The following is a 26,583-nucleotide window of genomic DNA, read 5'->3' as shown; positions in this document are numbered from 1 at the left end:
CATCATGCACAGGGGCTTTTTTCAGTATTAGATGGCCACTTTTGCGGAAAACTGGCTGCGGTACAAATCCGCATAAAACCCGTCTTCATCGAGCAGCTGTTGATGCGTACCTTGTTCAATAACTTTCCCTTGATCCATCACGAGGATCAAGTCAGCATGCTTGATCGTCGACAACCGGTGCGCGATGACAAAACTCGTGCGCCCAGCCATCAAACGGTTCATCGCCTGCTGGATCAAAATCTCTGTCCGGGTATCGACACTGGATGTTGCTTCGTCCAAAATCATGATCGGTGGATCCGCGAGAATTGCGCGGGCAATGGTCAATAATTGCTTTTGCCCTTGTGAAATATTCGATACTTCCTGATTCAGCACCGTATCGTAGCCGTCCGGCAAAGTTCGGATAAAATGATCGGCGTGCGCCGCTTTAGCCGCTGCCTGGATTTCCTCTTCAGAAGCCCCGGTCTTGCCATAGCTGATATTGTCGCGAATTGTACCGTTAAAAAGCCATGTATCTTGCAATACCATGCCGAAATTATGGCGCAACTCACGGCGCGACATCTCCCGCGAGTCCAGGCTATCGATGGTGATGCGGCCGCCTTTTAATTCGTAGAAACGCATTAATAAATTGATCAATGTCGTCTTGCCGGCACCCGTCGGACCGACAATCGCCACGGTTTGACCTGGTTGAACATCGATGTTCATGTTTTCAATCAGCAAATTTTCGCCATAGCCGAAATCGACTTCTTCAAACGCCACTGCACCTTTCGCGCGCGCAAGTACAGATGTTGACACTTCTTCTCTTTCTTCTGTCTCATCCAATAATTCAAACACGCGTTCCGCTGCGGCTACCGTAGACTGGATAATATTGGCGATATTCGCCGTTTGGGTAATCGGCTGAGTGAATTGTTTGGAATAGGTGATGAATGCCTGGATATCCCCGATCGAAATAGCGCGCTGGATGACCAGCACACCGCCGACGATGCTGATTAACACATAGCTCAAATTTCCAATCAAGCTCATCATCGGCATGATGATACCGGAGATGAATTGTGCTTTGCGCCCGGCGTCATAGAGTTCGGCGTTGACCGCATCGAATTGCTCGTTCGATTTGGCTTCATGGCCGAACGCTTTGACGACTTGGTGGCCGGTGTACATTTCCTCGACATGGCCATTGAGTCGGCCAAGATTTTTTTGCTGGCTGCTGAAGTATTTCTGCGATCGTTTCAAAATCGGCCCAATGACAAACAACGATAAGGGCAAAGACACGACTGCGATCAAGGTCAATAACGGGCTGATCGTCAGCATCATAATCAGAATCCCGACAAGCGTCACGATCGAAGTGATAAACTGCGTCAGGCTTTGCTGCAAGGTGCTGCCGATCGTATCGATGTCATTGGTCATGCGGCTCAAGGTTTCACCATTCGGCCGGCCGTCAAAATACTCGAGCGGCAATTTTTCGAGCTTTTTATTGACGTCTTGGCGCAAATCATAGACGGTATCTTGTGCCACTGTCGACATCATGTATTGCTGGAGGTAACTGAACAGGCTGCTGAATACATAAAGACCTGCGAGCACGCTAAGGATTTGGCCGATCACGCCGAAGTCGATGCCGCCACCCGGCACGCCTTGCAATTGGCCATAGGCACCTTCGAATAATTCAGTGATGGCCATCCCCATAATTTTCGGCCCGACGATGGCGAAGACGGTACTGAGAATTGCGACGAAAAAGACGGCCGCGAGTTTTTTACGGCGCGGCTTTAAATAAGAGACAAGACGGCGGAATGTGCCTTTAAAATCTTTCGCTTTTTCCGCTGGCATACTGGCTCCGGGGCGTGGAGGTCCCATCTGGCTCATGCGATCTCCTCCTCTGACAATTGGGATAGGGCAATTTCACGGTAGACTTCGTTTGATTCTAAAAGTTCATCATGGGTCCCCATGCCGACCACTTGCCCGTTTTCTAAAACCAGGATGCGGTCCGCGTCGACAACCGTGCTGACGCGCTGTGCCACCAATAGCACCGTGGCGTTTTTCGTCTCGTCTTTCAACGCTTTGCGCAGCTTGGCGTCGGTTTTATAATCAAGCGCTGAAAAGCTGTCGTCGAAAATGTATAAATCGGGTTTGCGAATCAAGGCGCGGGCAATCGACAAACGCTGTTTCTGTCCGCCTGACAAATTCGAACCCCCTTGTTCGATTTCCGCTTCGTAACCGCCGTCCATTCTGTGGATAAATTCTTCAGCTTGCGCGGTGCTCGCCGCTTGATCCAATTCAACTTGACTCGCATCTTGCTTGCCAAATCGGATGTTATCAGCAATCGTTCCCGTGAATAGAATGGACTTTTGCGGCACGAAGCCAATTTTTGAGCGGATTTCCTGCTGTGGCGCTTGCCGGATATCGACTCCGTTCACGCGGATTGTACCACTCGTAGCTTCATAAAAACGTGGCACCAAATTGACCAGCGTCGACTTGCCGGAACCAGTCCCGCCGATCAAGGCAGTAATTTCACCAGGCTTTGCGGTAAAGCTGATGTTCGATAATGCCGGCTCCGATGCCCCTGGGTAATAAAACGACACATCGTCGAACTCTAAGGTGCCGCGTTCCCGGTCAGCTTTTTTCATGCCGTCATCTTGGAATGCTGGCTGCATCTCCAGGACCTCATTGATGCGTTTCGCTGACACTGCAGCTCGCGGAATCATGACGAACATAAAGGATGCCATGACAAGTGCAAACATAATCATCATGACGTATTGAATAAACGCCATTAAATCCCCGATTTGCATAGCTCCGTTATTAATGCGAATGCCGCCAAACCAAATGACGGCAACAACAGTCATGTTCATGACCAGCATCATGACCGGCATCAAAAACGCCATGACTTTATTGACTTTGATGGAGACATCCGCAAGCTCCCGGTTGGCTTTTTGCATGCGGGCCTTTTCTTCTGTTTCGCGGTTGAACGCGCGGATGACCCGTATGCCTGTCAAGTTTTCACGCACCACCAAGTTCAAGCCGTCCAGCTGTTTCTGCACCTGCTGGAACAGCGGCATGCCATATTTCAGGATTAACAAAATCGATACCGCTAAGACTGGCATCGCGCCGATGATGACTAAGGATAGCTGCGCATCTTTTGAAATCGCCAGGATTAAGCCCCCCACCAACATGATAGGCGCACTGATGACCATGCGCAGCATCATGATGACGACTTGCTGGACTTGTGTAATGTCATTTGTCGTCCGGGTAATGAGCGAGGCAGTCCCCACTTCATCAAACTCTTGAAGCGAGAACTGTCCGACATGCTTAAAGACTTTCTGGCGCAAATCCCGCCCGAGTCCCATCGCTGCTTTAGCCGAATAATAACTGGCGAAAATGGCTGCTGCGGCACCGACTGCAGAAACCAATAGCATCCAGCCGCCGATTCTCCAAATATAAGGAATATTTCCTTGCACTACCCCATTGTCGATGATGTCAGCCATCAAAGTCGGCAAAAACAGTTCTGCCATCGACTGGCCAAACACCAAAGCAATGACACCGACAACCACCCATTTATACGGACTCAGGTTTTTTAGGATTTTGAGCATGTCGTTGCCCCCTGTCGTTTCGTCTTAGTCAAACTGGCTGAAATGTTTCTATGCGCTGCAATCAGTTCCTTGATTTGATACTCGGTAAACTGGCTGCTCGCTGTCTTGAACAATTGATGCAAGCCGTTTTCTTGCAGATGAAGCTTCTCAGCTAGCGCAAGTCCTGAATTGCTTAGTTCGAGGCACATCTCGCGGCGGTCTTTTTCCATCGACTTCCGAATGACATAGCCTTCCTTGGCCAAGCCGTCCACTGCCTGGCTCAATGTGCTTTTCGGCAGGAAAGTCTGGTCCCCTATCGATTTTTGCGTTATGTTGCTGCAGCGGAAGAGCGTCATCACAATCGAGTATTGAGGAATGGACAGTTCTTTTTCTGCCGCCGACTGTTGGATGATCCGCAGCATGTTTTTTTGCACTTCGGCAAAAGACAGCATCAATTGCATATAAGTCGTTATTTCGTTTTCCTCTTTCATATCGTGCCCCGCCTTTTTTAATCGTTCCAAATGGAACTATCTATTGTATTGACTTAAAGCTACTCCGATTGCAGCGGCCCGTCAATTTTGAAGCTCCGGATTTCGTTGCACAAAAAAGCTCCGCCAGTTTGGACTGGCGGAGCGCTGAATGGAGACATGGTCTATTCGAGATGGTTTACAAATGCCTGGAATCGCTGCTTGAAATAGGCGCAGCACGGTCGATATATGCAGCCAACTCTTCAACCCCTAAAGGTTTGCTGTAATAATACCCTTGAATGTAAAAGCAGTCTTTAGCTGACAAAAACGCCAATTGCGCTTTTGTCTCCACTCCTTCTGCAATAACATCCAAGCCCAAGTTTTGCGCGAGCGTGATGATTGTGCTCGTAATGGCCGCATTGTTTTTGTCGGTTAAAATATCGACCATAAAGGATCTGTCTATTTTCAAGGTGTCGATTGGAAAGTTTTTCAAATACCCGAGTGATGAATACCCCGTGCCGAAATCATCCAAGGCGATTTTAATGCCCAGCATCTTGAGTTCCCTCATTTTATCGAGCGTCATATGGGTATTCCGGAAAATCTGGTTCTCGGTCAATTCGATGTGCAGAGATTCTGGATTTATCCCTGTTTGCTTCAGTACCAATTCAATCATGGAAACCAAATCATCTTCTTCAAATTGTCGGCCGGACAAATTGACCGACACCGAAAGCTCTGTTCGGCCTTCGTCATGCCATTTTTTTAATTGAGCACACGCACATTCCAACACCCATTTGCCGATAGGAACGATTAATCCTGTAGCTTCTGCGGTCGGGATGAACTCCACCGGGGAAATCATGCCTTTCGTTGGATGATTCCAACGGATCAATGCCTCGGCGCCAATCATGCGCTCGGTGCGGCAGTCGATTTGCGGCTGGAAATGCAAGAGCAACTCGTTGTTTTCCAAGGCTTTATACAAGGCATTTTCCAAAAAGATGCTTTCCAGGTTGCGCGTGTTCATGTCGCTTCTAAAGAAATGATAAAACGTACCTGATTTTTCTTTGGATTTATACATCGCAGCATCCGCATTTTTGATCAGTACTTCTGCCGTTTCTCCGTCTTCAGGGAACGCGCTGATGCCGATGCTCGCTTTAATATGAACTTCATTTCCTTTCAAAACGAAGGGATCTGTAAATGAATCCACTAAGCAATCTACCAAATCCATCAACTCTGCCAGGCTGTCGAATCCTGGCAGCACGACAGTGAATTCATCCCCGCCTTGTCTCGAGACAAACGCATGATCCGGCATATATTGGCTGATGCGGTCAGCGACTTTCTTCAATAAAATATCCCCATAGCTATGGCCGAGGCTATCGTTGATGATTTTAAACCGATCCAAATCCAGGTACAGCACCGCTAACTGCTGTCCAGTCAATTTCGCTTTTTCGATTTCCTGGTTCAAAAAATAATCCAATAACACCCGGTTCGGCAAATCCGTTAAATGATCGTAATAGGCGAGATGGGTAATTTCCTTCTCCAATTGCTTTCTTTTCGTAATGTCGCGGAAGGTAACGACTTCCCCGATCATCTTGCCGTCTTCTTTTACAGCAGATACCACATACTCTACCGAAAAATCGACGCCGTTCTTTTTTCGGAACTTCAGATCCTGTTTCAATGACAACGATGCCGTCGACAACACATTCTCTTTATTTAATATGACGCTATAGCATTGTCCGATTAGTTCACCTTTTGCATAACCTAATGCTGCTTCTGCCGCACGATTGCAAAAAGTGATTTTCCCCTCCAGATCAAGGCCAAAAATCCCGTCTTCTACGGAACTCAAGACAAGTTCATTTTGACGTCCCAAATTCTCCAACTGACTGATCGCCTTTTGCAATTCGTCGTTTTTCACACGGATTTCTGAAGTCCTCTCGTGAATGATCATTTCCTGTTTCTCCATAAACAATAAATTGGACAGGAGCGAAGAGGTCGCTTCCGCAATTGATTGGGCCAGATGAATATGGGATTCGTTGAAGACTGGATCTGATGTATCGAAATTCACGAGCACCATCGCCCCGAGCATTTCCCCCATCGTGACAAAAGGCAGGAACAGCATTCGTTTAATGCCAAACATTTCGCAAACGTCTTGGTTTACCCGGCTGTCTTTTTCCACATCCAGAATATATAGAGGCTTCTTGGTCTTCATGACCGCTGCAAAAGCAGGATCTACCGAAGGGTCAAACTCCATCTCCTCATGCTTTTTCAGCCAATCTTCTTCCGTCCATTTGCTTTTATCACTTAAATAGGAGGGTTTTAACTTCGCACCGGCGACCGGATCGAGCAAGTGGACGCCAATATTGTCGATGTTCAAAACTTGGCCTGTATAGTGGAGACAAATGTCCAATACCTCGGGCAAGGTTGAGCTCATCGATAAGTCCCGCGTCAAATCCAACAGCATCTGCTTTTCAGATAACAGACTTTCTTTTCGCTGCAAGTTTTTAACATTTCGAATGGCTACCCCAGCCATATTGACATACGCTTCCACAGTCTGGATTTCATCTGCGGATAAATCCATCGGAATCCCGTAGTCAAACAAGAACACCAACCCAAACAATTCGCCCTCGTAAGAAATCGGGAGCGCCAGCAAAGACTTGATGCCAAATCCCGCGACAGCCCGCGGATCCGGGCGCCCATCAGTTGCGGTATCTGGGATATAGATCGTTTGTTGCGTTTCAATTACCTCTTTTGCCAATAAATCATAATCTGTATCCACGACATGCATATCGAGCGTCATGCCATTGATGACTTCCGGCTTCCCTACATATCCCCGAAATTTGCCATCTTCTTGCGGCAAATAAATGCCGACAGAATCGCAGCGCATCACTTCCTCGGAAATGGCCGTCACCACTTGCTCCAGCAAGGGACGCAACTCCAAGTTGGTGTTGATCAATTTTGTGATATGGGCTAAGCGCGAATACCTCGTTTGATTTTGTTCCATCATACCGACCTCCAATAACTGGCTCATTGCTCCAGCACTTAAAACAAACAAGAGCTTTTTTCACACTGTATTTGTGCCATTTCATTTAAGCTGGCATAGATTACTACTATATTACCTCAAAAACCGCAAGCTAAAATAGTTATTTTTACCTTTTATTTCACCATTCACTAACAAAAGCACTTTTATATCCCTCGTGTTTTTATTTTTTAACAACTTTAACCCATAAACTACGTAAAATTAATTGCAAATATTCCAAAAATATCATATTCATGTATGCAATGAGCGAAAAAAATAAGCCCTCTGCATTTGCCTGTATGGCAATCGCAAAGGGCTTACATAGGTTAAAAGTCATTAACGAGATGCTACTTCCGCAATAAAGCCTAGCAAAATGCCGATAACTTGTCCTTTAAATGCATCTGGTACAGACTCACCTGTTGGATTTCGATAATACAGTCGATCATTTTCCTCTTGATAGACAAAACCGATTGCAGTCAACTTGACAATCAATGCTTCAGGCAAGGCTTTTGTGCCGGTCAATTCCTCAAGATAAGGGCCTGCATAGACGAACACATCCACATCATCAAGACTTGATTCCAAAAGAACCAAATCTTGTTCACCCTTAACGATCCATTGTCCTTTGGAATTGATGGCAAGCTGTTTGCCTTCCAAGCTTGAAATTCCCATTAAATTAACGCCGAAGATTTGATTGACCAATAAACTCAATTGCGCTCCCGTTAGAGCATAGTTCGATTGTTTGATATAGCGGTCCATCACTTCGTTTTTTGACATGCTCATGATGAGCTCGTCTTTTTTGGTTGAAGTAGGCTCTTGCTTCAAAGATACGCGCAAAGTTTCCATGACAGGTGCCGGATAAATCACCAGTTTGCTGCCATAGTCATTTTTTGATACAAGGTCTAAATCAATATCAAAAATGTCCTTCACTGCGCACCGAACTTCATTGCCTTTTACCTTTTGGCCAAACGAAGCCAGGTAATATTCCCACACTTTGATTTTTGGCAACTGGTTAATAATCGATATTGCATCATAGGAATCTGCATCCATCCCCATGGTTTCGCTAACCGCTCTCATCACTTTTTCCGAATAGTTAGCTTCCTGCAGAGTTTGGACTTCGTAAACTTGTGAATGCTCTACCGCTGCGGTCCCATTTGCTAGAACGCCACTGCTTGCACCCGTCAATGCCATGATGGTCATCAAAGTATAAATCATCATTTTTTAACACGATTCATTAACATTCTCCCCCTTTTAGCCTGTCGATTTCCGAAAACATCATATAACCTTGAATAACCCTTAGGACGTTAAAGCTTATCGTAGTTATTTTATCATGATTCTTTCGAAATATACATGCTAATAGGACTCATTTTATTGAAAATTACGGGATTTTTTGACAATCATATTTAATAGGCTATGGAGACAATCATCAATCTCAGCTAGACCTAAAAAATCAGTTATGTGGTGCAATTGTGTGGTGCACAGGGACATTCTTTAGGGCATGTATACTGCTGGAGCGGTTTGTGTCGTTTGAATTGTGTGATGCACAGGGACAGCTAAACCTCGCGACTACGTAAACCTATAGACCGTGCGGGATTCAAAAGTCTCTTGCGCTTTTAAAATTGCAGATGGAAAATGCGGATGGTGAACAGAATCTGGCATGCCTTGCGTTTCGAGACACAGCCCGAGATGATTCTCTGCATTGACCCCTTTCAATGAATACGGGCCGCCGATATGATTGGCAGTGTACAAGACAACTGCCGGTTCCGTCGTTTCAACCTGCAAACTGCGCCCGCTTTCCACGTCTTTGAGCTCGATCACCGGCTGAACTTCTATATCCAATCGGAAGGGGTGGTCGTAGCCTCCGCCAACGAGTTCGATTTGCGGGTGCTCAGAAACTAAACCTTCGCGCATGACTCTGCCCTTGCGGAAATCAAACAGTGAATCTTCGTCTGCTGGCACAAGCTTACCGGTTGGCAGCATGTCTTCATTTAGCTCCGCGTAATGATTGCTTGGAATAGTCAGTTGATGATCCACAATCGTCCGCTTGAAATCGCCGCTCAAATTGAAATAGGAATGATTGGTGACATTCAGCAAAGTCGTTTTGTCGGATTCGGCAAAATAGGAAATCGCCAATTGATTTTCATCGTGCTTCACTATGTAGCGGACCGTCATGGTTAAATTCCCCGGAAACCCTTCTTCCCCGTCCGGGCTGAAATGGGTAAACTCTATGATCGATTCGTTTTCAGTTTCGATTGCTTCCGCTTTCCAAACGACTGAGTGAAAACCACCAGGACCCCCGTGTAAATGCTGGCCATTGGAATTTCGGGCAAGCTGATAATCCGTTCCTTCTATTGTAAAAGCGCCTTCTTGGATACGACCGGCAAAACGCCCGACGACGGCACCGAAATAATGCGGATTGCTTCCGTACTCCTCCCATGTGTCGAAACCGAGTACAACATTCTCCAGCAAACCGTCTCGGTCTGGCGCCAGGATTTCCGTGATGATACAGCCGTAGTCGAGACACGAAACTTGAAAGCCCTTGTCGTTCATCAATGTATAGCGCGTGATATCTTGGCCATTGATCTGGCCAAATGCTTTTTCAGTAATTGCCATGTTGTTCGTCACCCTTTCAATTTTCAAATCGCCTCGCACAACCCTTTTGCTTTAGGTTAGTTCAAAAACGTCCACTAGCAACAGTGTCACCGCACCAATGAGCGTCGCATCGTCGCCAAGCTTGGTCGTTTCCACTTTCGTCTGGCTTGCTGAGCGTGTCAGCGACGCCGTTGCAATCGTTTCACGGATGGCCGGCAGGAGAAATTGATGCGCTTTCGAAACACCGCCTCCGAGAATGATTTTTTCCGGATTGACGATATGGATCAAATTGGTCAGCCCGACGCCCATGGCCCTTCCGGCTTCGGTAAGAACCTCGTGACATGATGGATCTCCGTCCAACGCCCGTTCGAAGACTTGTTCAGCAGTTAACGATTCGGCTGTTTTTTCAAAGATTTTCCGTGAAATAGCCGGGCCGGCAGTAAAAGTCTGCAAGCAGCCACGGTTGCCGCATTCGCATACTTGCCCATGCAAATCGATTGTCATATGGCCGATTTCCCCTGCGATATCAGAGGAGCCATGATACAGCTTTCCGCCAATGATCAGTCCTGCACCTACACCTCGACCGATGTTGACCGCCAGCATACTCTCCAACTCTCCATGCTCGCCAAACCAAAATTCCCCAAGTGCCATAGCACGTGCATCGTTTTCCACTTTGACTTCCAGCCCAAACGTGTTCTCGAGCACTTCTTTAACAGGGATGTCCGTCAGCCCTAAATTTGGCGCGAACAATAATACGCCCGTCTCAATATCCACTACGCCGTGCATGGCAACACCGATCCCGATGACGTCTTTGCCTGCAGTTTTTACCAGGCATTCTTGAATACAGCTTTTCAAGGCATCCAGGAATTTTTCATTATCGACTGGCAAAGGCAATCGAGCTTCCGATCTGTCGGACACTTTTCCGGAGAGATCCGTTACAACACACTTTACGGAATCCGGCCCGGCGTCCACCCCGAGAATGCAAAAGGCGCCGTCATTGATGATGAGCATCGTCGGCTTGCGCCCACCTTGCGACTGGCCAATATCACTTTCTTCGACGATGTTCTGGTCGATCAATTCTTTTACATTGCTGCTTACGGTCGGACGAGTCAGATTGGTCTCGCGCGCAATTTGTGCTCTGGAGATTGGCCCTTGCGTTCTGATTTTATTGAGAATGAGCGATTTGTTCATCGATTTCATCCATTGAAAGCTGCCTTGGCGCATGCTGATTCCCCCATTTTTAAAGTTTTCAGTTTCTTTATTGAATAGTTTAACAAAATACCATATACTTATGTTAATTAAATTAATTTACAAAGAATTGGAGGAACATGATGACACAGCCAGATTTGTTGCAAGCTTATCAGGACATCTTTCAAACAGCTGACACACCACGGTCTTTTTTCGCACCCGGCCGCATTAACCTGATCGGTGAACATACCGACTACAACGGCGGTCATGTGTTTCCGGCAGCCATCTCACTCGGCACTTACGCAATCGCCAGCAAACGCACAGATCATACATTGCGTTTTTATTCGATGAATTTTCCCGATGCCGGAATCATCGAATGCACACTCAGCGATTTGTCCTACCATGCCGATCACGACTGGGCGAACTTCCCGAAAGGCATGATCCAGTTGTTCATCGCAAATGGTTTTACAATTGATGCTGGGATGGACGTCTTATTTTATGGCAACATTCCGAATGGCGCTGGCCTGTCTTCTTCCGCCTCCATTGAAATGGCAACAGGCGTTGTGCTGGAAGAACTATTCAATTTGACTATTGACCGTTTGCAGATGATCCTTTTAGGGCAGAAAGTTGAAAACGATTACATTGGCGTCAACAGCGGCATCATGGACCAATTCGCTATCGGCAAAGGAAAACAAGACCATGCCATGCTGCTGGATTGCCAGACACTGGAGTTTAGTTACGCACCGGTCGAATTGAACGGCTATGAGATCGTCATCATCAACTCTAATAAACAACGGACGCTCGCCGGTTCCAAATACAACGAACGCCGCGCCGAATGCGAACAGGCGTTGATGGATTTGCGAACCGAATTGCCAATTGATAGCCTGGGCGAGTTGACGGGTGAACAATTCGAGCAGCATAAGCAATTGATTGCAAACGACATCAGCCGGAAACGCGCCAAGCACGCCGTCTATGAAAATGAACGGACCGTGCGTGCACTCAGTGAACTGGAGCAAGGCCATATCGAAGCATTCGGAAAGTTGATGAATGCTTCCCACGTCTCTCTTCGTGACGATTACGAAGTGACGGGTCCAGAACTCGATAAAATCGCAGAAACAGCCTGGAATCACCCTGGTGTTATTGGTGCACGAATGACTGGGGCCGGATTTGGCGGATGTGCAATTGCCATTGTCCAGCAGGAGCAAATTGACAGTTTCAAACACACACTGTCATCAGCCTATAGCGAAGAATTTGGCTATCCCCCTTCATTTTACGAAACAAAAATTTCTGACGGGGCAAAAGAGTTAGTAAAGGAGTGGCAATTATGAGCGTATTGGTATTAGGCGGAGCGGGTTATATTGGCTCTCATGCAGTTTATCAATTGATCGATCAAGGGATGGACGTCGTGGTTGTCGATAATTTAGAGAACGGCCACCGGCAAGCGGTCCACCCAAACGCTGCATTTTACGAAGGCGATATTCGGGACGCGAATTTCCTGGATAGCGTATTTGAAAACGAATCCATCGACGAAGTTCTACACTTTGCGGCCAATTCGTTGGTCGGCGAATCGATGGAAAATCCCTTAAAGTATTTCGACAACAATGTATACGGCACACAAGTTCTGCTAAAGGCCATGACAAAACACGGCGTTAAGAACATTGTCTTTTCTTCGACAGCCGCGACTTACGGAGAGCCCGAAGCCGTTCCGATCACCGAAACCATGCCAACCCATCCAACCAATACTTACGGCGAAACCAAGCTAACGATGGAAAAAATGATGAAGTGGACTTCCTTGGCACACGATTTGAACTTTGTTTCCTTGCGCTATTTCAACGTTGCGGGTGCAAGGGCGACAGGTGAAATCGGAGAAGACCACCGCCCAGAATCCCACCTTGTTCCGATCATTCTGCAGGCAGCCCTCGGACAGCGCGAGGAAATCACCGTCTTTGGCGATGATTACGATACGCCGGACGGCACCTGTATCCGCGACTATGTCCATATCGAAGACCTCGTCAACGCCCATTTGTTGGCACTCGATTACTTGCGAAACGGCGGAGAAAACGATGTCTTCAATCTCGGCAGCAGCCAAGGCTTCTCGGTCAATGAAATGATTTCCACCGCGCGTTCTGTCACTGGCAAGGACATTCCGGTAAAAATTGGACCACGCCGCTCAGGTGACCCGAGCATTCTTGTCGCCAGCACAGAAAAAGCCACGCGTATTCTGGGTTGGAACCCGGTGAATACTTCCATCACAAAAATCATTGAAGATGCATGGAATTGGCATTCTACTCACCCTGCAGGCTATAGCGAAGAGGTTAAGCTATGATCCATCAAACACTTGCTGGCCTCGTTCAAAACGCTTTGGCCACCGGCTTGATCGAAGCGGACGATATTGATTATGCCCGCAACCAAGTGATGCATTTACTTGGAATGGATTCATTTCCGGAACAAACTGAAGCCAAAAAAGATACCATTCCGAATTTAGTCGAAGAACTCATCCGTTTCGCAATCGACCGCGGCGTCATCGAAGATGTTTTTGACGATAAGGAAATGCTGTCGGCGAACATTATGAACTGCTTTGTCGCCCGGCCCTCTGCGATCAATGCTGCGTTCGACAAAAAATACGCGGAATCGCCAATAGCTGCGACCGATTATTTTTACAGCCTTAGCCAACACAGCAATTACATCCAGATGAACCGGATTCGAAAAAACATTTCCTATAAACACGACAGTCCTTATGGCGAGATGGACATTACGATCAATTTGTCGAAACCAGAAAAAGATCCCGAACAGATCAAACGTGAGCGGGAAATCAAGCAGGCGGCAAGTTACCCGAAATGTTTATTGTGCAAGGAAAACGAAGGTTACGCTGGGCGGATTGGCTACCCAGCACGCGCCAACCACCGCGTCGTCAAGATTCCGCTGACGGAGGAAAATTGGTATTTCCAATACTCGCCTTACGTCTATTACAATGAGCACAGCATCCTGCTTTCAGAAGAACATCGCGACATGAAAATCGACCGGGGCGGCTTTGAACGATTGCTGAAGTTTGTGGTGCTATTCCCTCATTACTTCATCGGATCGAATGCTGATTTGCCGATTGTCGGCGGCTCTATCCTGAGCCATGACCATTATCAAGCGGGACGTTATGAGTTCGCGATGACCCGTGCACAAGATGCGTTCACGTTCCGCTTGAATTCATTCCCGAACATCGGGGCATCCATCGTCGACTGGCCGATGTCGGTCATTCGCTTGAAAAGTGAAAACATCGACGAGCTGGTGGATGCCGCCGATGAGATTTTGCAGACGTGGAAACAGTATTCGGATGAATCTAAAAATGTGATTGCCTTTACTGGAAATACGCCGCATAATACGATTACACCGATTGCCAGAAAACGCGACGGGCGATTCGAAATCGATCTCGTGTTGAGAAACAACCGGACGACTGAAGAACATCCTGCCGGGATCTTCCACCCCCATGCCGATGTCCACCATATCAAAAAAGAGAATATTGGCTTGATCGAAGTGATGGGGCTTGCTGTCTTGCCACCGCGCTTGAAGCAGGAACTGGCAGAAATCCAGGAATTTCTGCTAGGCCAGGCTAGCCGCGTAGAACCTACCCATCAAGACTGGGCAGAGCAGTTAAAAGCGCAGCACGGCACGCTCGCAAATCACCAGGAAGCCGAGACGCTCCTGAGGGAAGAATTGGGCAAGAAATTCGTCCGAATTTTGGAAGATGCCGGTGTGTTAAAAGAACAACAAGCATTCGAACGATTTATCCACGCAATTAATGAGCAACCCGCAAAAACTGTTTAAGTACGATGGAACCAATGCACTTACATACTTGGGAGGGATTTAGATGGCAGGTTTAACTTTGACGAATATACGAAAAGAATACGAAAAAGGGGTCGTTTCCGTTCAGGATTTCAATTTGGAGATTCGAGATAAAGAGTTTCTCGTACTCGTAGGCCCTTCAGGCTGTGGCAAGTCGACTACCTTGCGGATGATCGCCGGCTTAGAAGAAATCACAGATGGCGACCTTTTCATCGGCGATAAACGCGTCAATGATGTGTCACCAAAAGACCGCGACATCGCGATGGTGTTCCAGAACTACGCACTATATCCGCATATGAGCGTTTACGACAATATGGCGTTCAGCTTGAAGTTGCGCAAAATGAAAAAAGACGAAATCAAAACACGCGTTTCAAATGCGTCGAGTATTCTAGGGCTCGATGATTACCTAGATCGCAAACCGAAAGCGCTCTCAGGCGGACAGCGCCAGCGTGTCGCTCTTGGGCGTGCCATCGTTCGCGACGCCGAAGTTTTCTTGATGGATGAGCCTTTGTCCAATTTGGACGCCAAACTACGGGTACAGATGCGCACCGAGATTCAAAAGCTGCATCGCCGCCTGCAGACGACGACCATCTATGTTACGCATGACCAAACCGAAGCCATGACGATGGCGACGCGCCTCGTCGTCATGAAAGATGGCTTTATCCAACAAGTCGGCTCGCCGAAAGAAGTCTACGATAAGCCGGACAATATGTTCGTCGGCGGATTTATCGGCTCGCCGTCCATGAACTTCCTGCGCGGGAAAATCGTTGACGATTCGTTTGTCATGGGCGATGTCAAAGTGCTCGTCCCTGAAGGCAAGCTCGCGACACTACGCGAACAAGGCTATAAAGACAAGGAAATCGTCCTCGGTATCCGCCCGGAAGATATCCACGATGAGCCTTTGTTCCTTGACCATTCCCCGCATACGAAAGTGAAAGCGTATGTCGAAGTAGCGGAATTGATGGGCTCGGAGATCATCCTGTACTCGAACGTCAACGAACAGGATTTCGTTGCACGCGTCGATGCCCGCTTCAATGTAGAATCTGGCCAAACGATCGACATGGCCTTCGATATGAATAAAGCTCATTTCTTCGACAGCGAATCGGAATTGCGTATTAAATAAAAGAAACCCGGCCAGAGTTCTGGCCGGGTTTTTCTGTATGTAGAGAAACTCAGGAAGCCGTATTTTCCGAAGTTTACCACTTGAATATCTTACTCAGATTTAGATTGAGTAAACTATCTACTTCACGCAGTTTAAAAAGCTTTATTTATTCTATTCAAGACTCCACAAAAATTCCCACCAATAAAAACCCATACACCCGCCCCCACTGTTGGATTGATTTCCAATAGCCGGGCGCTGTGCATGGGTTTTCTGTTTGTTCCTATTATATGATCTTAAACTTTCGCTAAGATGAAGACGCCTTTGGCTTCGAGTTCGACTGTGCCGCTTAATTGCTGGGCAGTCAGCAGTTCTTTGTACTGGCTGTTGTTCAAGTCGATCGATGCTGACTTATTATTGTGGTTCAACACGAACAAATAGGTCTGTCCGTCTTTGACGCGTTCGGTCGTTTCGACGCCTTCCGGTACGGAAAGCAAAGGCTCGATGCCCGCTTCTTCGCATACGGTTTGCAGGAAATCGACGAGGAATTCCGCGTCCGGGCTCGACGCCACGTACCAGGCTTTTCCTTTGCCGAATTCGTTGACGGTGAGCACGGGCATGCCTTTGTAGAAATCAGAGCCGTATTCTGCCACTGCTTGTGCGCCTTCTGTGTGGATCAAGTCAAACAGCAAATTGCAGGAATAGCTGCCGCTCAAGTTTCCGCGAGATCCACTCACGACGATTTCGTTTGTTTCGTCCGGGTGCAACGCGTCGATTTCCTCAGCCCAAATGCCAAGCACGTTGCGCAACTCGCCTGGGTAGCCGCCGAGTGTGACGATATCTGTTTCGTTGACAATGCCGCTAAAGAAAGTTGTGATGAACGTACCGCCGTTTTCGACGAAGCGCTCAACTTTCGCTGCGTAGCCTTCTTTCACCATATACAAGACGGGTGCGATGACGATATCGTATTGGCTCAAGTCTTCTTCAACGCCGACCATGTCGACTTGGACATTCAATTTATACAGGGCGTCGTAGTATTTATGGACTTCATTAACATAGTCGAGTGACACGGACGGCCCGCTCGACAGCTCTATCGCCCAGCGGTTTTCCCAGTCAAAGACGATCGCGACTCTAGCATTGACGCGCGCATCGAGCAAAGTATCGCCCAACTGATTGAACTCACTGCCGATTTGCGCCACTTCGTTGAAGACACGCGTATGTTCGTGCCCGACGTGTTCAATGACCGCTCCATGGTATTTCTCGCAAGCCCCGACCGAACGGCGCAGCTGGAAATACAGGATGGTATCTGCACCGCGGCCGATTGCCTGATAGCTCCACAAGCGCATGACGCCCGGGCGTTTCAAGGAGTTGTACGGCTGCCAGTTTTGCTGGCTCGGCGTCTGCTCCATCAGCATGAACGGCTGGCCGCTCTTCAAGCCGCGCATCAAATCGTGCGTCATCGCCGTGTAGCTGAACGGCGTATCGATCGCCGGGTAATTATCCCACGACACGACGTCCATTTCTTTCGCCCATTTGAAATAATCGAGCATCGGGTAAGTGCCCATCAAGTTCGTCGTAATTGGGATATTCGGCGTATGCTTGCGGATCGCGTTGTACTCAAGCTTATAGCAATCGAGCAGGCTGTCCGACTGGAAGCGGCGGTAATCAAGGGAGATTCCTTGGAAATCTGAGACATTGTCTTCGCGCTCTTCGCTGAGCATATTTGGCGCGACGATTTCGTCCCATTCATAGAATGTGTGGCCCCAGAAGCCGGTGTTCCACGCTTTGTTGAGCTTTTCAAGCGTGCCGTATTTATCGCTCAGCCACACGCGGAAAGCGTCTTGGCAATTGTCACAATAGCAATAGCCGCCGTATTCATTGGCCACATGCCAAATTAAGACTGCCGGATGGTCTTTATAGCGCTCGGCCAGTTTGTCGGCGATTTTCTCAGAATACTCACGGTAGGTCGGGCTGTTCGGACAGGAGTTGTGGCGGCTGCCGAATTTGCGTTTTCTGCCGTAAAAATCGACGCGCAAGACGTCCGGGTATTTTTTCGCCATCCACGCAGGATGTGCGGCGGTGCTGGTCGCAAGGCATGTGTAAATGCCGTTCTCGTACAAACGGTTGATTTTGTCGTCAAGCCAGTCGAAATTGTACGTGTCTTCGTTCGGCTGGTTGAGCGCCCATGAAAAGACGTTCAAGGTTGCGACGTCGATGCCCGCCAGTTTGAACATGCGCACATCTTCGTCCCAGATTTCTTGTGAATCCCATTGTTCCGGGTTATAGTCCCCGCCGTGCCAAATCTTCGGCAATTTATCGTTGATCATTTGATTCCATCCCTTCTATGTATGTTGAATCGAGAATTTTCACCATCGATATTCCGCAAAACAGCTTCTTAAAACACTTTGCTCAACTCTCACTATGTTCGAGCATCGCAAATGAATAAACTCAGCTTCCCTTCGCTTATTCATTTCCTGCGGGCTTGCGCCGAACTAACTTGGGCTTAGATGCCCAAGTGGATTTCGGCACTTCGCTTTCCCGCGGGAAAGGTGTTGACCGAAGCTTGCAAGGTCAATCCTTTGCGACGCAGTGCACAGCACTGTGGGAGCAGTTTCTTTTGCGATGTAATGCGCAGCATTATTGAGCAGTACGGTTTTCTACGCTGTTTCGCTCCATATCTTTTAAATTAGCGAAAAACGGACAACATCTTCTTAGCATTAGTTTTCAGTCAAGCTTCGGCTGATCCAGCAATTGGATTTGATCCGTCGTTGTATGTTCCAGTTCCAGTACGACGATTTCGTTGTGTTGTTTTTTCAATAATGGGCCCGGCAAGTATAGGCGTTGCTGCGGACCGGCGGTATTCCAGTAGCGGCCGAGGTTAAAGCCGTTGATGAAGACATTGCCTTTTGTGAATCCGTGCGTGTCGACATACGTATCCAAGCCTTCTTCGGCATCAAACGAGCCACGGAAGAATTTTGGGAAGCGTACGTCCTGCTCTGTGCCATAGTTTTTTGGCAAGTGTTCGAGTTCCACTTTAAACATCTCCCAATGGAAGAAATACTGTTCGCCGAGCCATAAATTGTTAACCAAGCCTTTCGGGTCGGTCAAATGCTCTCCGTAATTAGCGCGCCCCATGTTTTCCACGAGAATCTCGAGCGTGTTCACCGCTTCAGGGAAATCGAGTGTCAGCATTTTTTCATCGTCGTTGATATAAGTCGTTGCCACATGGCAACCGTTGATGTAAATATAGCCACGATCGCGGATGTCTTTGGAACTGACTTTCAACTCGCCCCGCCGGTTAACGGTCGTGCGGTACAGCGTGTAGCCGTAAGCCTGGCCGATTTCTTCCATTGACAGTGGCACAATATGCTCGACCTTGTCGCTGATCGTTTCCAACACATCGAACAAGCTAGCCGTTTCGGTCAGCGTGACCGTTCCATACGCTTTCGTAGAGACGCTCTCCTCGAAATCGGCTGGTACTTCCCGATACTCGCTCAAGACTTTTTTGACCGCCTTGTATTTCTCGGTGATCGCTCCGCCCTCTGTCAGCAAGCTGTCGTAATCGTAGCTGGTGATCGTCGGGTAGTAGATATCGTAATGATTGGCGCCGTTCATGAAGCCAAAGTTCGTGCCGCCATGGAACATATAGAAATTAACGGAAATATTCTTTTCCATGATTTCCTTGAACACGGAAGCGACGTCTTCCCCACTCCGTACGGTATGCTCTCCTGACCAATAATCAAACCAACCGATCCAAAACTCGGCCACCATTTTCGGCGAATCCGATTTGAAAGCTTCAAGCGCATCGAACGATTCATCCACGCGTGACCCGAAGTTCAAGGTCGTTGTGACATCCGGCATCGAGCCTTGTGTGATAAAGTCCGGGCCATCTGAGGTGAACAAGAAGGTATCGAGCCCATGCTGTTCGTATTGTGCTTTAAAGAAATCAAGGTATGCCAAATCGTTGCCGTATGCGCCGTATTCGTTTTCGATCTGCATGGCGATGACCGGTCCGCCGTTTTGGTAGAGGTGCTTCTTGAATTTCGGCAGCAACTCCGCAAAATAATCTTCCACATGGCCAAGAAAAGCCGGATCGCTGCTTCGCAGAACCAAGTTTTTGTCTTTCATTAGCCAAGACGGCAAGCCGCCCATTTCCCACTCTGCGCAAATATACGGCGCCGGGCGCAAGATGACATACAGCCCCAAGCGATGTGCCAGCTCGATAAACCCTTCGATATCCGCCATTCCGGAAAAGTCGAAGTGACCTTTTTTCGGTTCATGGAAATTCCACGGAATATAGGTTTCAACTGTATTCAGCCCGAGCGCTTTTAATTTCTGCAAGCGATCTTCCCATTGTTCCGGCACGGTGCGAAAATAATGCATGCCGCCTGACAATATTTGGAACGGCTCTCCTTCAAAATAAAACGATCCATTTTTAGCAGTCAGCACATCGACGCCTCCTATGTATGGTGAAAATATTATTGTGTGGCCGGCATTACGCAAAAAAGCTACGCTTTCCGGCGGGAGTCTTCGCTTTTTTGCTCCATGCCTAAGATGAAAACAATTTAAGTAAAGTCATTTTTCGTTAAAATTATCCGTTCATGACACGTCAAGGAGTTGCGCGACGAAATGCCAAGCACTTAATTACTAAAACACCTTACTTAAATTCGCGTTAATTTATAAATAATAGAAGAGAAATCACTCGGATGTTTCTCATGGCGGTAGCGATTGAGCTGCACGCCTGCTCCCATCAATTCATCCCCGTAAAACGTATCGTCGATCCCGTCGATGGCGTATTCGAATTCGGGGTGGAGCCCTTTGAAGAATGCGCGTGCATATCCTGGGTTCGGTTTGGCCAGAACTTGGTAATAGCCGAATATCGCTTCGCTCTGGTCTTCTGACACGACCATCCAACTGGTCACGTTGCCGTCATCTGCGAACGGGCTGGCCAGCCGGTAAAATTGCCCTTGTTGAATGAGCGAACGGTTCTCTTTGTAGAAAGCGATTTGCGCGGTAACGATGGCTTTTTCTTCATCGTCCATTTTCGTTACATCAAGCTCGTAGCCGAATGCGCCGAAATACGCGACTTCTGCCCGCGTCTTCAAGCTCGTGATGCGTCCTACTTGATGATTCGGCACAGCTGACACGTGCGCGCCAATCGAGCTGATTGGGTAGACCATTGACGTTCCGTATTGGATCTTCAAACGTTCGACGGCATCGGTGTCATCACTCGTCCACCCTTGCGGCGCGTAATAGAGCATGCCTGGGTCGAAACGGCTTCCGCCACCTGCACAAGATTCGAACAAAACATCAGGAAATTCCGACGTCAATCGTTCGTACAAGGAATAGACGCCGAGGATATAGCGATGTACGACTTCCCGCTGGCGGTTCGACGGCAATTCCAATGAGCCGATTTCAGTCATATAGCGGTTCATGTCCCATTTCACATAAGAAATCGGCGCATCGCGCAGTATCCCGGCTACTAGGCCGTGGATATAGTCCACCACTTCCTGACGCGAGAAATCCAATACGAGTTGATTGCGGCCGTGCGAGCTTTTGCGATTCGGCACATGGATGATCCAGTCCGGATGCGCTTTGTACAATTCACTTACTTTCGACACCATTTCCGGTTCGAACCACAAACCGAATTTCATTCCCAAATCGACAATGTTTTTCGCCAATTGGCTGATACCGTTCGGCAATTTGCGCTTGTCTTCAAACCAATCGCCAAGAGACGTCGTATCCGCATCGCGCTTGCCGAACCAGCCGTCATCTAAGACGAACAGCTCCACGCCCAATTCCTTGGAAGACTTCGCGAGCCCCAAGATTTTCGTTTCGTCGAAATCAAAATACGTCGCTTCCCAGTTGTTGATCAACACCGGGCGTTCCCGGTCGCGCCACGTTCCGCGCGCCAAACGGCTACGGTACAGCTTGTGATAGGTCTGGCTCATCTCGTTCAAGCCATCCGCCGAATACACCATCACCGCTTCCGGCGTCTGGAAACTTTCGCCGCTTTCCAATAGCCAATTGAAATCAAATGGGTTAATGCCGACCATCAAACGGGTCACGTCGTAATGGTCGACTTCCACTTGCGCCAGGAAATTGCCGCTGTAGACCAAACTCACGCCGTACACGTCGCCGTGATGTTCGGTCGTCGACGGGCGTTTCAGCGCAAGGAACGGATTTTGCTGGGCACTGCTCGTGCCTCTTGTGCTGCTGATGCTTTGAAGGCCTGGCACCAATTTGCGGTTGTGGATATGACGCTCTCTGACCCATGCACCGGACAACTGGACCATTTCGAAATCCGAATCTGGCAAATCGATGCTGGCACTCATCGCTCTCGTCAAATCGATGTCTTCTCGACCGTGATTGATAAAGCGGGCAGAGCGTGTGATGGCGTTCAGTTGTTCAAAAACGCTATAAGACAGCTGGATTTCCACATCGATCGCTTCGTCGTATAACGAAATCTCCAAGGTCGTCGCTTCTTCGTCATGCTCGACATACGTCGCGGGCAAGCCGGCGAGCTTGTTTTTCCCTTGATGGATGGTGTGATGTTGATAGACGAAGTTCGTGATGCGGCTGCCGCTTTGTTGCAAAATCTGATATGCCGGCTCACGGAAATCCGTCGTCCCATACGCCGGGTATTCCTGCTTGAGAATATCGAGCGAAAACTCCAAATCTCCTTCGTAAACGCAAGCGGTATTCGGCATTTCCTCGATATGGAATAAGCGCTCAAACGAGTCCCGGTGGCGCAGTTTTTTGCCGTAATACAACTGGCCGAGCTGTTCATTTTTCAAGATATTGAAAATATAGCTAGTCTTGTCTGTTTGCAGATGAAACTCACGTGTGGCGTCGTTATATAAAATCGGCACAATTTACCTCCCGTATCAGCTAAGTTAATAGTTTTGCAGTGACGATATTCCGCAACCTAGCTTCGCATGCCGCGGGCGTCTACGTTGTTTTACTCCATATTCGAATTAGCAGTAGTTGAAAAGTAGAGTTTTTTTTATGCATTCATTAGCGCCGACGCGTCCACGGGCTAGGCGAAGCAAGAAGACAGGTGGTTTTCCTGGCTTCTTGCGGGAGCCATGCCCCAAGCGGCCGAAGCGGCGTTTAAGGAAACACGTCATTAACTAGTGACATTGACTTTTTAGAGTATTGAAAAAGTCCACAATCCTCTATGAATGAAAAATATAATTCCTATTTGAGCATTCAAAGATCAATGTGCTAGCTGAGTATTTGGAGAAGCGTTCGCTCGACTCCAGTGGATCAGCGAGACGACCGAGACCCCGCAAGGCGCACAGCGGCTGAGGAGGCTTGGGCGCGAGCCCACGGAAAGCGAGCGATAAGCTTCGGAGAATACGATTTTCTGGAACTTATTGACAACACGTAAAGCTGAATTTCATTCAACCCTTAACCGAGCCCATCATTCCCGCAACAAAGTGCTTCTGCATGAGGAAGAACACAAGCGCTGTCGGCAATGTGGCGATGACGATCGCTGACATGATGACTCCGTAATCCGGCGAATAGCTCGAGCCGAGATTCGAAATCAACAGCGGAATCGTCCGTTTTTCCGGTGACTGCAAAATGACCAATGGCCAGAGATAGTTATTCCAGCTATTCATGAAGGCAATAATTGCTGCAGCTGCGTATGTCGTTTTCATTGTCGGCATATAGATGCGGAAAAACACGCCGATTTCACTTAAGCCGTCGATGCGTCCCGCTTCCACCAAATCTTTCGGAAACATCTTCGTGTTCTGGCGGAAGAAGAAAATGAAGAACGCCGTCGTCGCTGTTGGCAAAATGACCGCTCCAAGTGAGTCAATCCCGATGAGCGGTGCCGTTTCACTGATGCTGCCAAACATGCGGTACAGCGGAATCATGATCGCTGCAAACGGAATCATCATCGATAACAACAAAATAGTGAAGACAATGTCTTTTCCTTTGCTGCGGTGAATTTCAAAGCCGTAACCGGCAAGTGACGCCAATAACAGCGTCAAGAACGTCGTGATGATTGCGATGATGGATGAATTGATCAAAGCTGGCACAATATCCACTGTTGCGAAAAGGGTTTTAAAGTTTTCAATCAAATGCGTTCCGGGAAGCAAGCGCCCTTGGGTGACATCAACCGATTTATTGGTGATGCTGACGAGCATCCACAGGAACGGAAAAATCGAAACAATCGCTGCGACACTGAGAAATGTATAGATGAAAATTCGTTTGAAACTGTTCATTTTTTCTCACCCGCCACTCTGAATTGAATAATTGAAAGAATTACTACTAAAATTACGATGACGTAGGAAACGGTTGACGCGTAACCGAAGTCAGGCGTGTATTCAAAAGACAAATTGTAAATATACTGCGAAATTGAAATGGTCGCGTTCCCCGGGCCGCCGTTCGTGATATTGACGATTTCATCAAAGATCTGCAACGTACCAATCGTTGAAGTAATCGAGGTGAACAAAATGATTGGCTTGAGCATCGGGACCGTGATTTGGAAAAACTGCTGGAACGAGCTGGCTCCGTCGATTCGGGCAGCTTCGTAAATCGATTTGTCGACATTTTGCAATGCCGCCAAATAGAAAATCATGTTATACCCCGTCCATCTCCACGTAATGGCCAAAATGATAACCACTTTCGCCCAAAGCGGATCGGCCAAGAAATTAATCGTTTGCGGAATCAAACCAACATTGAGCAGGAATTGGTTGATGATGCCATCGATGCCGAATAAGTATTTAAAAACGACCGAATAGGCAACGAGCGACGTCACACAAGGCAAGAAGATCGCAATTCTGAAAAAGCTTTTGAATTTCAATTTCGGGTCATTCAATAACACGGAAAAGAACAACGCCAAGACGATCATCAACGGCACTTGAATCAGCAAGTAAATCGTTGTGTTGGTCAGCGCGGCGATAAAGGTCGGGTCGCCGAACAATCGCCGCCAGTTATCGAGTCCGACATATTCCAGGTTCGCGCCCATCCCGGACTGAAAAGAGAGCAGGAACGCTTGAACCATTGGGTAAAAGTTGAAGATGGTGATGGCGAGTATCGAGACAATGATAAACAGCCAACCTACTTTTTTCTTGAAAAAGACACCGGTTTTCTGGCGCCTGCTTTCTTCGTATTTAGTCCGAACCGGGAGATCCACCTCGGCTTTTTTTGTTCCTAGCTGGCTCATGTTCCTCATCCCTCCTATAGAAAAACCTTGAGTTGTGCCCAACTGGTAAGTGATAAAGCACTTCTACCAGTTCGTCGGCGTCAACTCAAGGCTTCATGAATTTCCAATCAATTATTTGAGTTGTGCTTCAGCTTGTCCTTGGACATTTTCAAGTACCGTATCCAGTTCTGCGCCGTTCAAATAATCTTGCATGCCAGTGACCAGGATGTCTTCGATCGCATAGGTGTGAAGACCGTAATTAACAGCTGGAATTTCGTCTGTCCATGCAGAAAGATCGGTGATGAGCTGCTGCCCGCCGAAGAATTCATCTTCTACTGCGTATGCATCTCCTTCAGCTGCTGGTGAATACGTTCCAAGTGCGCCAATGTCTTTTACAAGTGTTTGATACAAATCAGGATTAGACCCGAATGTATTCAAGAGGAAATCGGCTGCTTGCTCCTTGCCGTCTACGTTCAGTACGTACCACGAGCTGCCGCCTAGGTTCGAGGCATTCACTGCGCCATCCATATCCAGGCGTGGCATTGGAACGACTGCCCAGTTGCCGGATTGATCAGCGGCTTGTTTAACGCTTGGCGTGATCCAGTTGCCTGTTGGCACACTAGCGACATCGCCACTGTTGAAAGCGCCTACAAATTGGCTCCAGTCTGAGACGATTTTTGCGATGTCCGCATCCATCATTTCTTTATATGTTTCAAAACCAGCTTCAAGCGTTTCGTTTCCGGCAATGTTCGGTGTCGAACCATCTTCTTCCACGTACCAAGAGCCATTCGTCTGGATCATCATGCGCACTTGTGCCAAATCGTTTGGATCCAAAGTCAGCATATTTTTGCCTGTTGCTTCTTTAACATCTTTGCCGATTTCGATGTATTCCTGCCAAGTGATATCCGTTACGTCTTCAACCGAGTAGCCGGCTTCTTCCAAATAATCCGTTCGTACATATAGTGCTGCTACGCCTGAGTCAAACGGCAATCCGTATTGCTCCCCGTCATAGCTCGTCGTCGCCGTTTTATAATCTGCAAAGTCGTCCGCATTAATAACATCCGTCAATGGATGGAAGGCATCCGGGTATGCTTGCAAGAAACTTTGCGCACGGTAATCTTCGATCAAGACAATATTTGGCATGCCATTTGTTGTCCCTGAACTAAGCCCCGTGTTGAGTTTTTGAATAATATCATCTTGTGCGTTTTCAATGACGTTGACTTCGTAATCGCCGTCGCCATTGTATGCTTCTTTGGCGTTTTCAAGAGCCGCAATATTGAAGGCTGGGTCCCATGCCCAAGCTGTAATTTCATCTACTTCTGTTGATCCCTCTGAACCGCTTCCCCCACTTGCCTCTTCATCTCCGGAAGAACAAGCTGCCAAAGCGACCATGCTGGCTGCCGCTACAAACATCAGATTAAACTTCTTCATTATGAAATCCCCCTTTTTGTAAGCGCTTAACTTTTTCGCCTTGTAGCCAGTATAACGGCCAAAAAAAAAAGATTGTTAGCACAATCTTTAGGTATTCTATCCGAAAATTTTTAGATATTTCAATTTTCTCTCTGATTCCTTGTAATATGATTAGGTTCTTGGAATTTCGTTGGCATTTGGTGAACAAATAAATCAGAGATAGAAAAATAGAATTTTAAAATCGCTTCAGGTGGGCGCTTTCCGCGGACACGGCT

The 26,583-nt window shown here is 47.8% G+C and carries 17 protein-coding genes; 4 read left to right on the top strand and 13 right to left on the bottom strand.

Features of this window, described 5'->3' with window-relative positions; translation table 11 throughout:
- Nucleotides 1-27 precede the first annotated feature (27 nt).
- From BBI11_RS03725 to BBI11_RS03695, 7 genes are all read right to left on the bottom strand, one after another.
- The gene (locus BBI11_RS03725) at nt 28-1,854 is read right to left on the bottom strand and encodes an ABC transporter ATP-binding protein (protein ID WP_068460755.1); all 1,827 of its coding nucleotides are present in this window, start codon (nt 1,852-1,854) and stop codon (nt 28-30) included.
- Nucleotides 1,851-3,575 (bottom strand): ABC transporter ATP-binding protein, encoded by a 1,725-nt coding sequence (locus BBI11_RS03720; RefSeq protein WP_068460753.1) that lies wholly within the window; start codon nt 3,573-3,575, stop codon nt 1,851-1,853. Before BBI11_RS03720 ends, BBI11_RS03725 begins: the two co-directional genes overlap by 4 nt.
- On the bottom strand, nt 3,560-4,045 hold the full coding sequence (locus BBI11_RS03715; RefSeq protein ID WP_068460751.1) for a MarR family winged helix-turn-helix transcriptional regulator: 486 nt from the start codon (nt 4,043-4,045) through the stop codon (nt 3,560-3,562). Before BBI11_RS03715 ends, BBI11_RS03720 begins: the two co-directional genes overlap by 16 nt.
- A gap of 175 nt (nt 4,046-4,220) precedes the next feature.
- Entirely contained in the window at nt 4,221-7,016 is a 2,796-nt protein-coding gene (locus BBI11_RS03710; RefSeq protein ID WP_068460749.1) for a bifunctional diguanylate cyclase/phosphodiesterase, read from the bottom strand.
- A 351-nt stretch (nt 7,017-7,367) separates the two neighbouring features.
- Nucleotides 7,368-8,246 carry a hypothetical protein gene (locus BBI11_RS03705; protein ID WP_237150314.1) on the bottom strand — a complete coding sequence of 293 codons (879 nt, stop codon included), beginning with the start codon at nt 8,244-8,246 and terminating at the stop codon, nt 7,368-7,370.
- A gap of 348 nt (nt 8,247-8,594) precedes the next feature.
- Nucleotides 8,595-9,641: an aldose epimerase family protein gene (locus BBI11_RS03700; protein WP_068460747.1), complete on the bottom strand. Its 1,047-nt coding sequence runs from the start codon at nt 9,639-9,641 to the stop codon at nt 8,595-8,597.
- Between the two features lie 51 nt (nt 9,642-9,692).
- On the bottom strand, nt 9,693-10,844 hold the full coding sequence (locus BBI11_RS03695) for an ROK family transcriptional regulator (RefSeq protein WP_068460745.1): 1,152 nt from the start codon (nt 10,842-10,844) through the stop codon (nt 9,693-9,695).
- Nucleotides 10,845-10,948: 104 nt separating this feature from the next.
- Here BBI11_RS03695 and BBI11_RS03690 point away from each other — a divergent pair, with 104 nt between their 5' ends.
- From BBI11_RS03690 to BBI11_RS03675, 4 genes are read left to right on the top strand one after another with little or no spacing between them, the layout of a single operon-like run.
- Nucleotides 10,949-12,136, top strand: coding sequence for a galactokinase (locus tag BBI11_RS03690; protein WP_068460743.1), 1,188 nt, complete (start codon nt 10,949-10,951; stop codon nt 12,134-12,136).
- On the top strand, nt 12,133-13,134 hold the full coding sequence (gene galE, locus BBI11_RS03685; protein WP_068460741.1) for a UDP-glucose 4-epimerase GalE: 1,002 nt from the start codon (nt 12,133-12,135) through the stop codon (nt 13,132-13,134). The genes BBI11_RS03690 and galE overlap by 4 nt, the downstream gene beginning before the upstream one ends.
- Nucleotides 13,131-14,624 (top strand): UDP-glucose--hexose-1-phosphate uridylyltransferase, encoded by a 1,494-nt coding sequence (gene galT, locus BBI11_RS03680; RefSeq protein WP_068460739.1) that lies wholly within the window; start codon nt 13,131-13,133, stop codon nt 14,622-14,624. Before galE ends, galT begins: the two co-directional genes overlap by 4 nt.
- A gap of 43 nt (nt 14,625-14,667) precedes the next feature.
- Nucleotides 14,668-15,765 (top strand): ABC transporter ATP-binding protein, encoded by a 1,098-nt coding sequence (locus tag BBI11_RS03675; protein WP_068460737.1) that lies wholly within the window; start codon nt 14,668-14,670, stop codon nt 15,763-15,765.
- Between the two features lie 272 nt (nt 15,766-16,037).
- On the opposite strand, the gene BBI11_RS03670 is transcribed toward BBI11_RS03675, so the two are convergent.
- The 6 genes from BBI11_RS03670 to BBI11_RS03645 all read right to left on the bottom strand — a co-directional run bounded on the left by BBI11_RS03670 (nt 16,038) and on the right by BBI11_RS03645 (nt 26,329).
- Nucleotides 16,038-18,068: a beta-galactosidase gene (locus BBI11_RS03670; protein WP_068460735.1), complete on the bottom strand. Its 2,031-nt coding sequence runs from the start codon at nt 18,066-18,068 to the stop codon at nt 16,038-16,040.
- 397 nt (nt 18,069-18,465) lie between these two features.
- Nucleotides 18,466-20,190, bottom strand: coding sequence for a glycoside hydrolase family 35 protein (locus BBI11_RS03665; RefSeq protein ID WP_068460733.1), 1,725 nt, complete (start codon nt 20,188-20,190; stop codon nt 18,466-18,468).
- Nucleotides 20,191-20,402: 212 nt separating this feature from the next.
- Nucleotides 20,403-22,613, bottom strand: coding sequence for an alpha-galactosidase (locus BBI11_RS03660; RefSeq protein WP_068460731.1), 2,211 nt, complete (start codon nt 22,611-22,613; stop codon nt 20,403-20,405).
- A gap of 534 nt (nt 22,614-23,147) precedes the next feature.
- Nucleotides 23,148-23,975: a carbohydrate ABC transporter permease gene (locus tag BBI11_RS03655; protein WP_068460728.1), complete on the bottom strand. Its 828-nt coding sequence runs from the start codon at nt 23,973-23,975 to the stop codon at nt 23,148-23,150.
- Nucleotides 23,972-24,919 (bottom strand): carbohydrate ABC transporter permease, encoded by a 948-nt coding sequence (locus BBI11_RS03650; RefSeq protein ID WP_068460726.1) that lies wholly within the window; start codon nt 24,917-24,919, stop codon nt 23,972-23,974. Before BBI11_RS03650 ends, BBI11_RS03655 begins: the two co-directional genes overlap by 4 nt.
- Nucleotides 24,920-25,030: 111 nt before the next feature.
- Nucleotides 25,031-26,329 carry an ABC transporter substrate-binding protein gene (locus BBI11_RS03645; protein WP_068460723.1) on the bottom strand — a complete coding sequence of 433 codons (1,299 nt, stop codon included), beginning with the start codon at nt 26,327-26,329 and terminating at the stop codon, nt 25,031-25,033.
- Between the last annotated feature and the right edge of the window lie 254 nt (nt 26,330-26,583).

The organism is Planococcus maritimus, assembly GCF_001687625.2.
GTDB lineage: Bacteria > Bacillota > Bacilli > Bacillales_A > Planococcaceae > Planococcus > Planococcus maritimus.
Note: the sequence above shows the minus strand (reverse complement) of the source record. Positions and strands in the feature narration are given on the sequence as shown.

Excerpts from the sequence above, each read along its gene's own strand:
- BBI11_RS03695 (WP_068460745.1), bottom strand. The coding sequence starts at position 10,844 with ATGCGCCAAGGCAGCTTTCAATGGATGAAATCGATGAACAAATCGCTC.
- BBI11_RS03715 (WP_068460751.1), bottom strand. The coding sequence starts at position 4,045 with ATGAAAGAGGAAAACGAAATAACGACTTATATGCAATTGATGCTGTCT.
- BBI11_RS03690 (WP_068460743.1), top strand. The coding sequence starts at position 10,949 with ATGATGACACAGCCAGATTTGTTGCAAGCTTATCAGGACATCTTTCAA.
- BBI11_RS03700 (WP_068460747.1), bottom strand. The coding sequence starts at position 9,641 with ATGGCAATTACTGAAAAAGCATTTGGCCAGATCAATGGCCAAGATATC.
- BBI11_RS03705 (WP_237150314.1), bottom strand. The coding sequence starts at position 8,246 with ATGATGATTTATACTTTGATGACCATCATGGCATTGACGGGTGCAAGC.
- BBI11_RS03710 (WP_068460749.1), bottom strand. The coding sequence starts at position 7,016 with ATGGAACAAAATCAAACGAGGTATTCGCGCTTAGCCCATATCACAAAA.
- BBI11_RS03725 (WP_068460755.1), bottom strand. The coding sequence starts at position 1,854 with ATGAGCCAGATGGGACCTCCACGCCCCGGAGCCAGTATGCCAGCGGAA.
- BBI11_RS03650 (WP_068460726.1), bottom strand. The coding sequence starts at position 24,919 with ATGAGCCAGCTAGGAACAAAAAAAGCCGAGGTGGATCTCCCGGTTCGG.
- galE (WP_068460741.1), top strand. The coding sequence starts at position 12,133 with ATGAGCGTATTGGTATTAGGCGGAGCGGGTTATATTGGCTCTCATGCA.
- BBI11_RS03655 (WP_068460728.1), bottom strand. The coding sequence starts at position 23,975 with ATGAACAGTTTCAAACGAATTTTCATCTATACATTTCTCAGTGTCGCA.
- BBI11_RS03670 (WP_068460735.1), bottom strand. The coding sequence starts at position 18,068 with ATGATCAACGATAAATTGCCGAAGATTTGGCACGGCGGGGACTATAAC.
- BBI11_RS03675 (WP_068460737.1), top strand. The coding sequence starts at position 14,668 with ATGGCAGGTTTAACTTTGACGAATATACGAAAAGAATACGAAAAAGGG.
- BBI11_RS03720 (WP_068460753.1), bottom strand. The coding sequence starts at position 3,575 with ATGCTCAAAATCCTAAAAAACCTGAGTCCGTATAAATGGGTGGTTGTC.
- BBI11_RS03645 (WP_068460723.1), bottom strand. The coding sequence starts at position 26,329 with ATGAAGAAGTTTAATCTGATGTTTGTAGCGGCAGCCAGCATGGTCGCT.
- galT (WP_068460739.1), top strand. The coding sequence starts at position 13,131 with ATGATCCATCAAACACTTGCTGGCCTCGTTCAAAACGCTTTGGCCACC.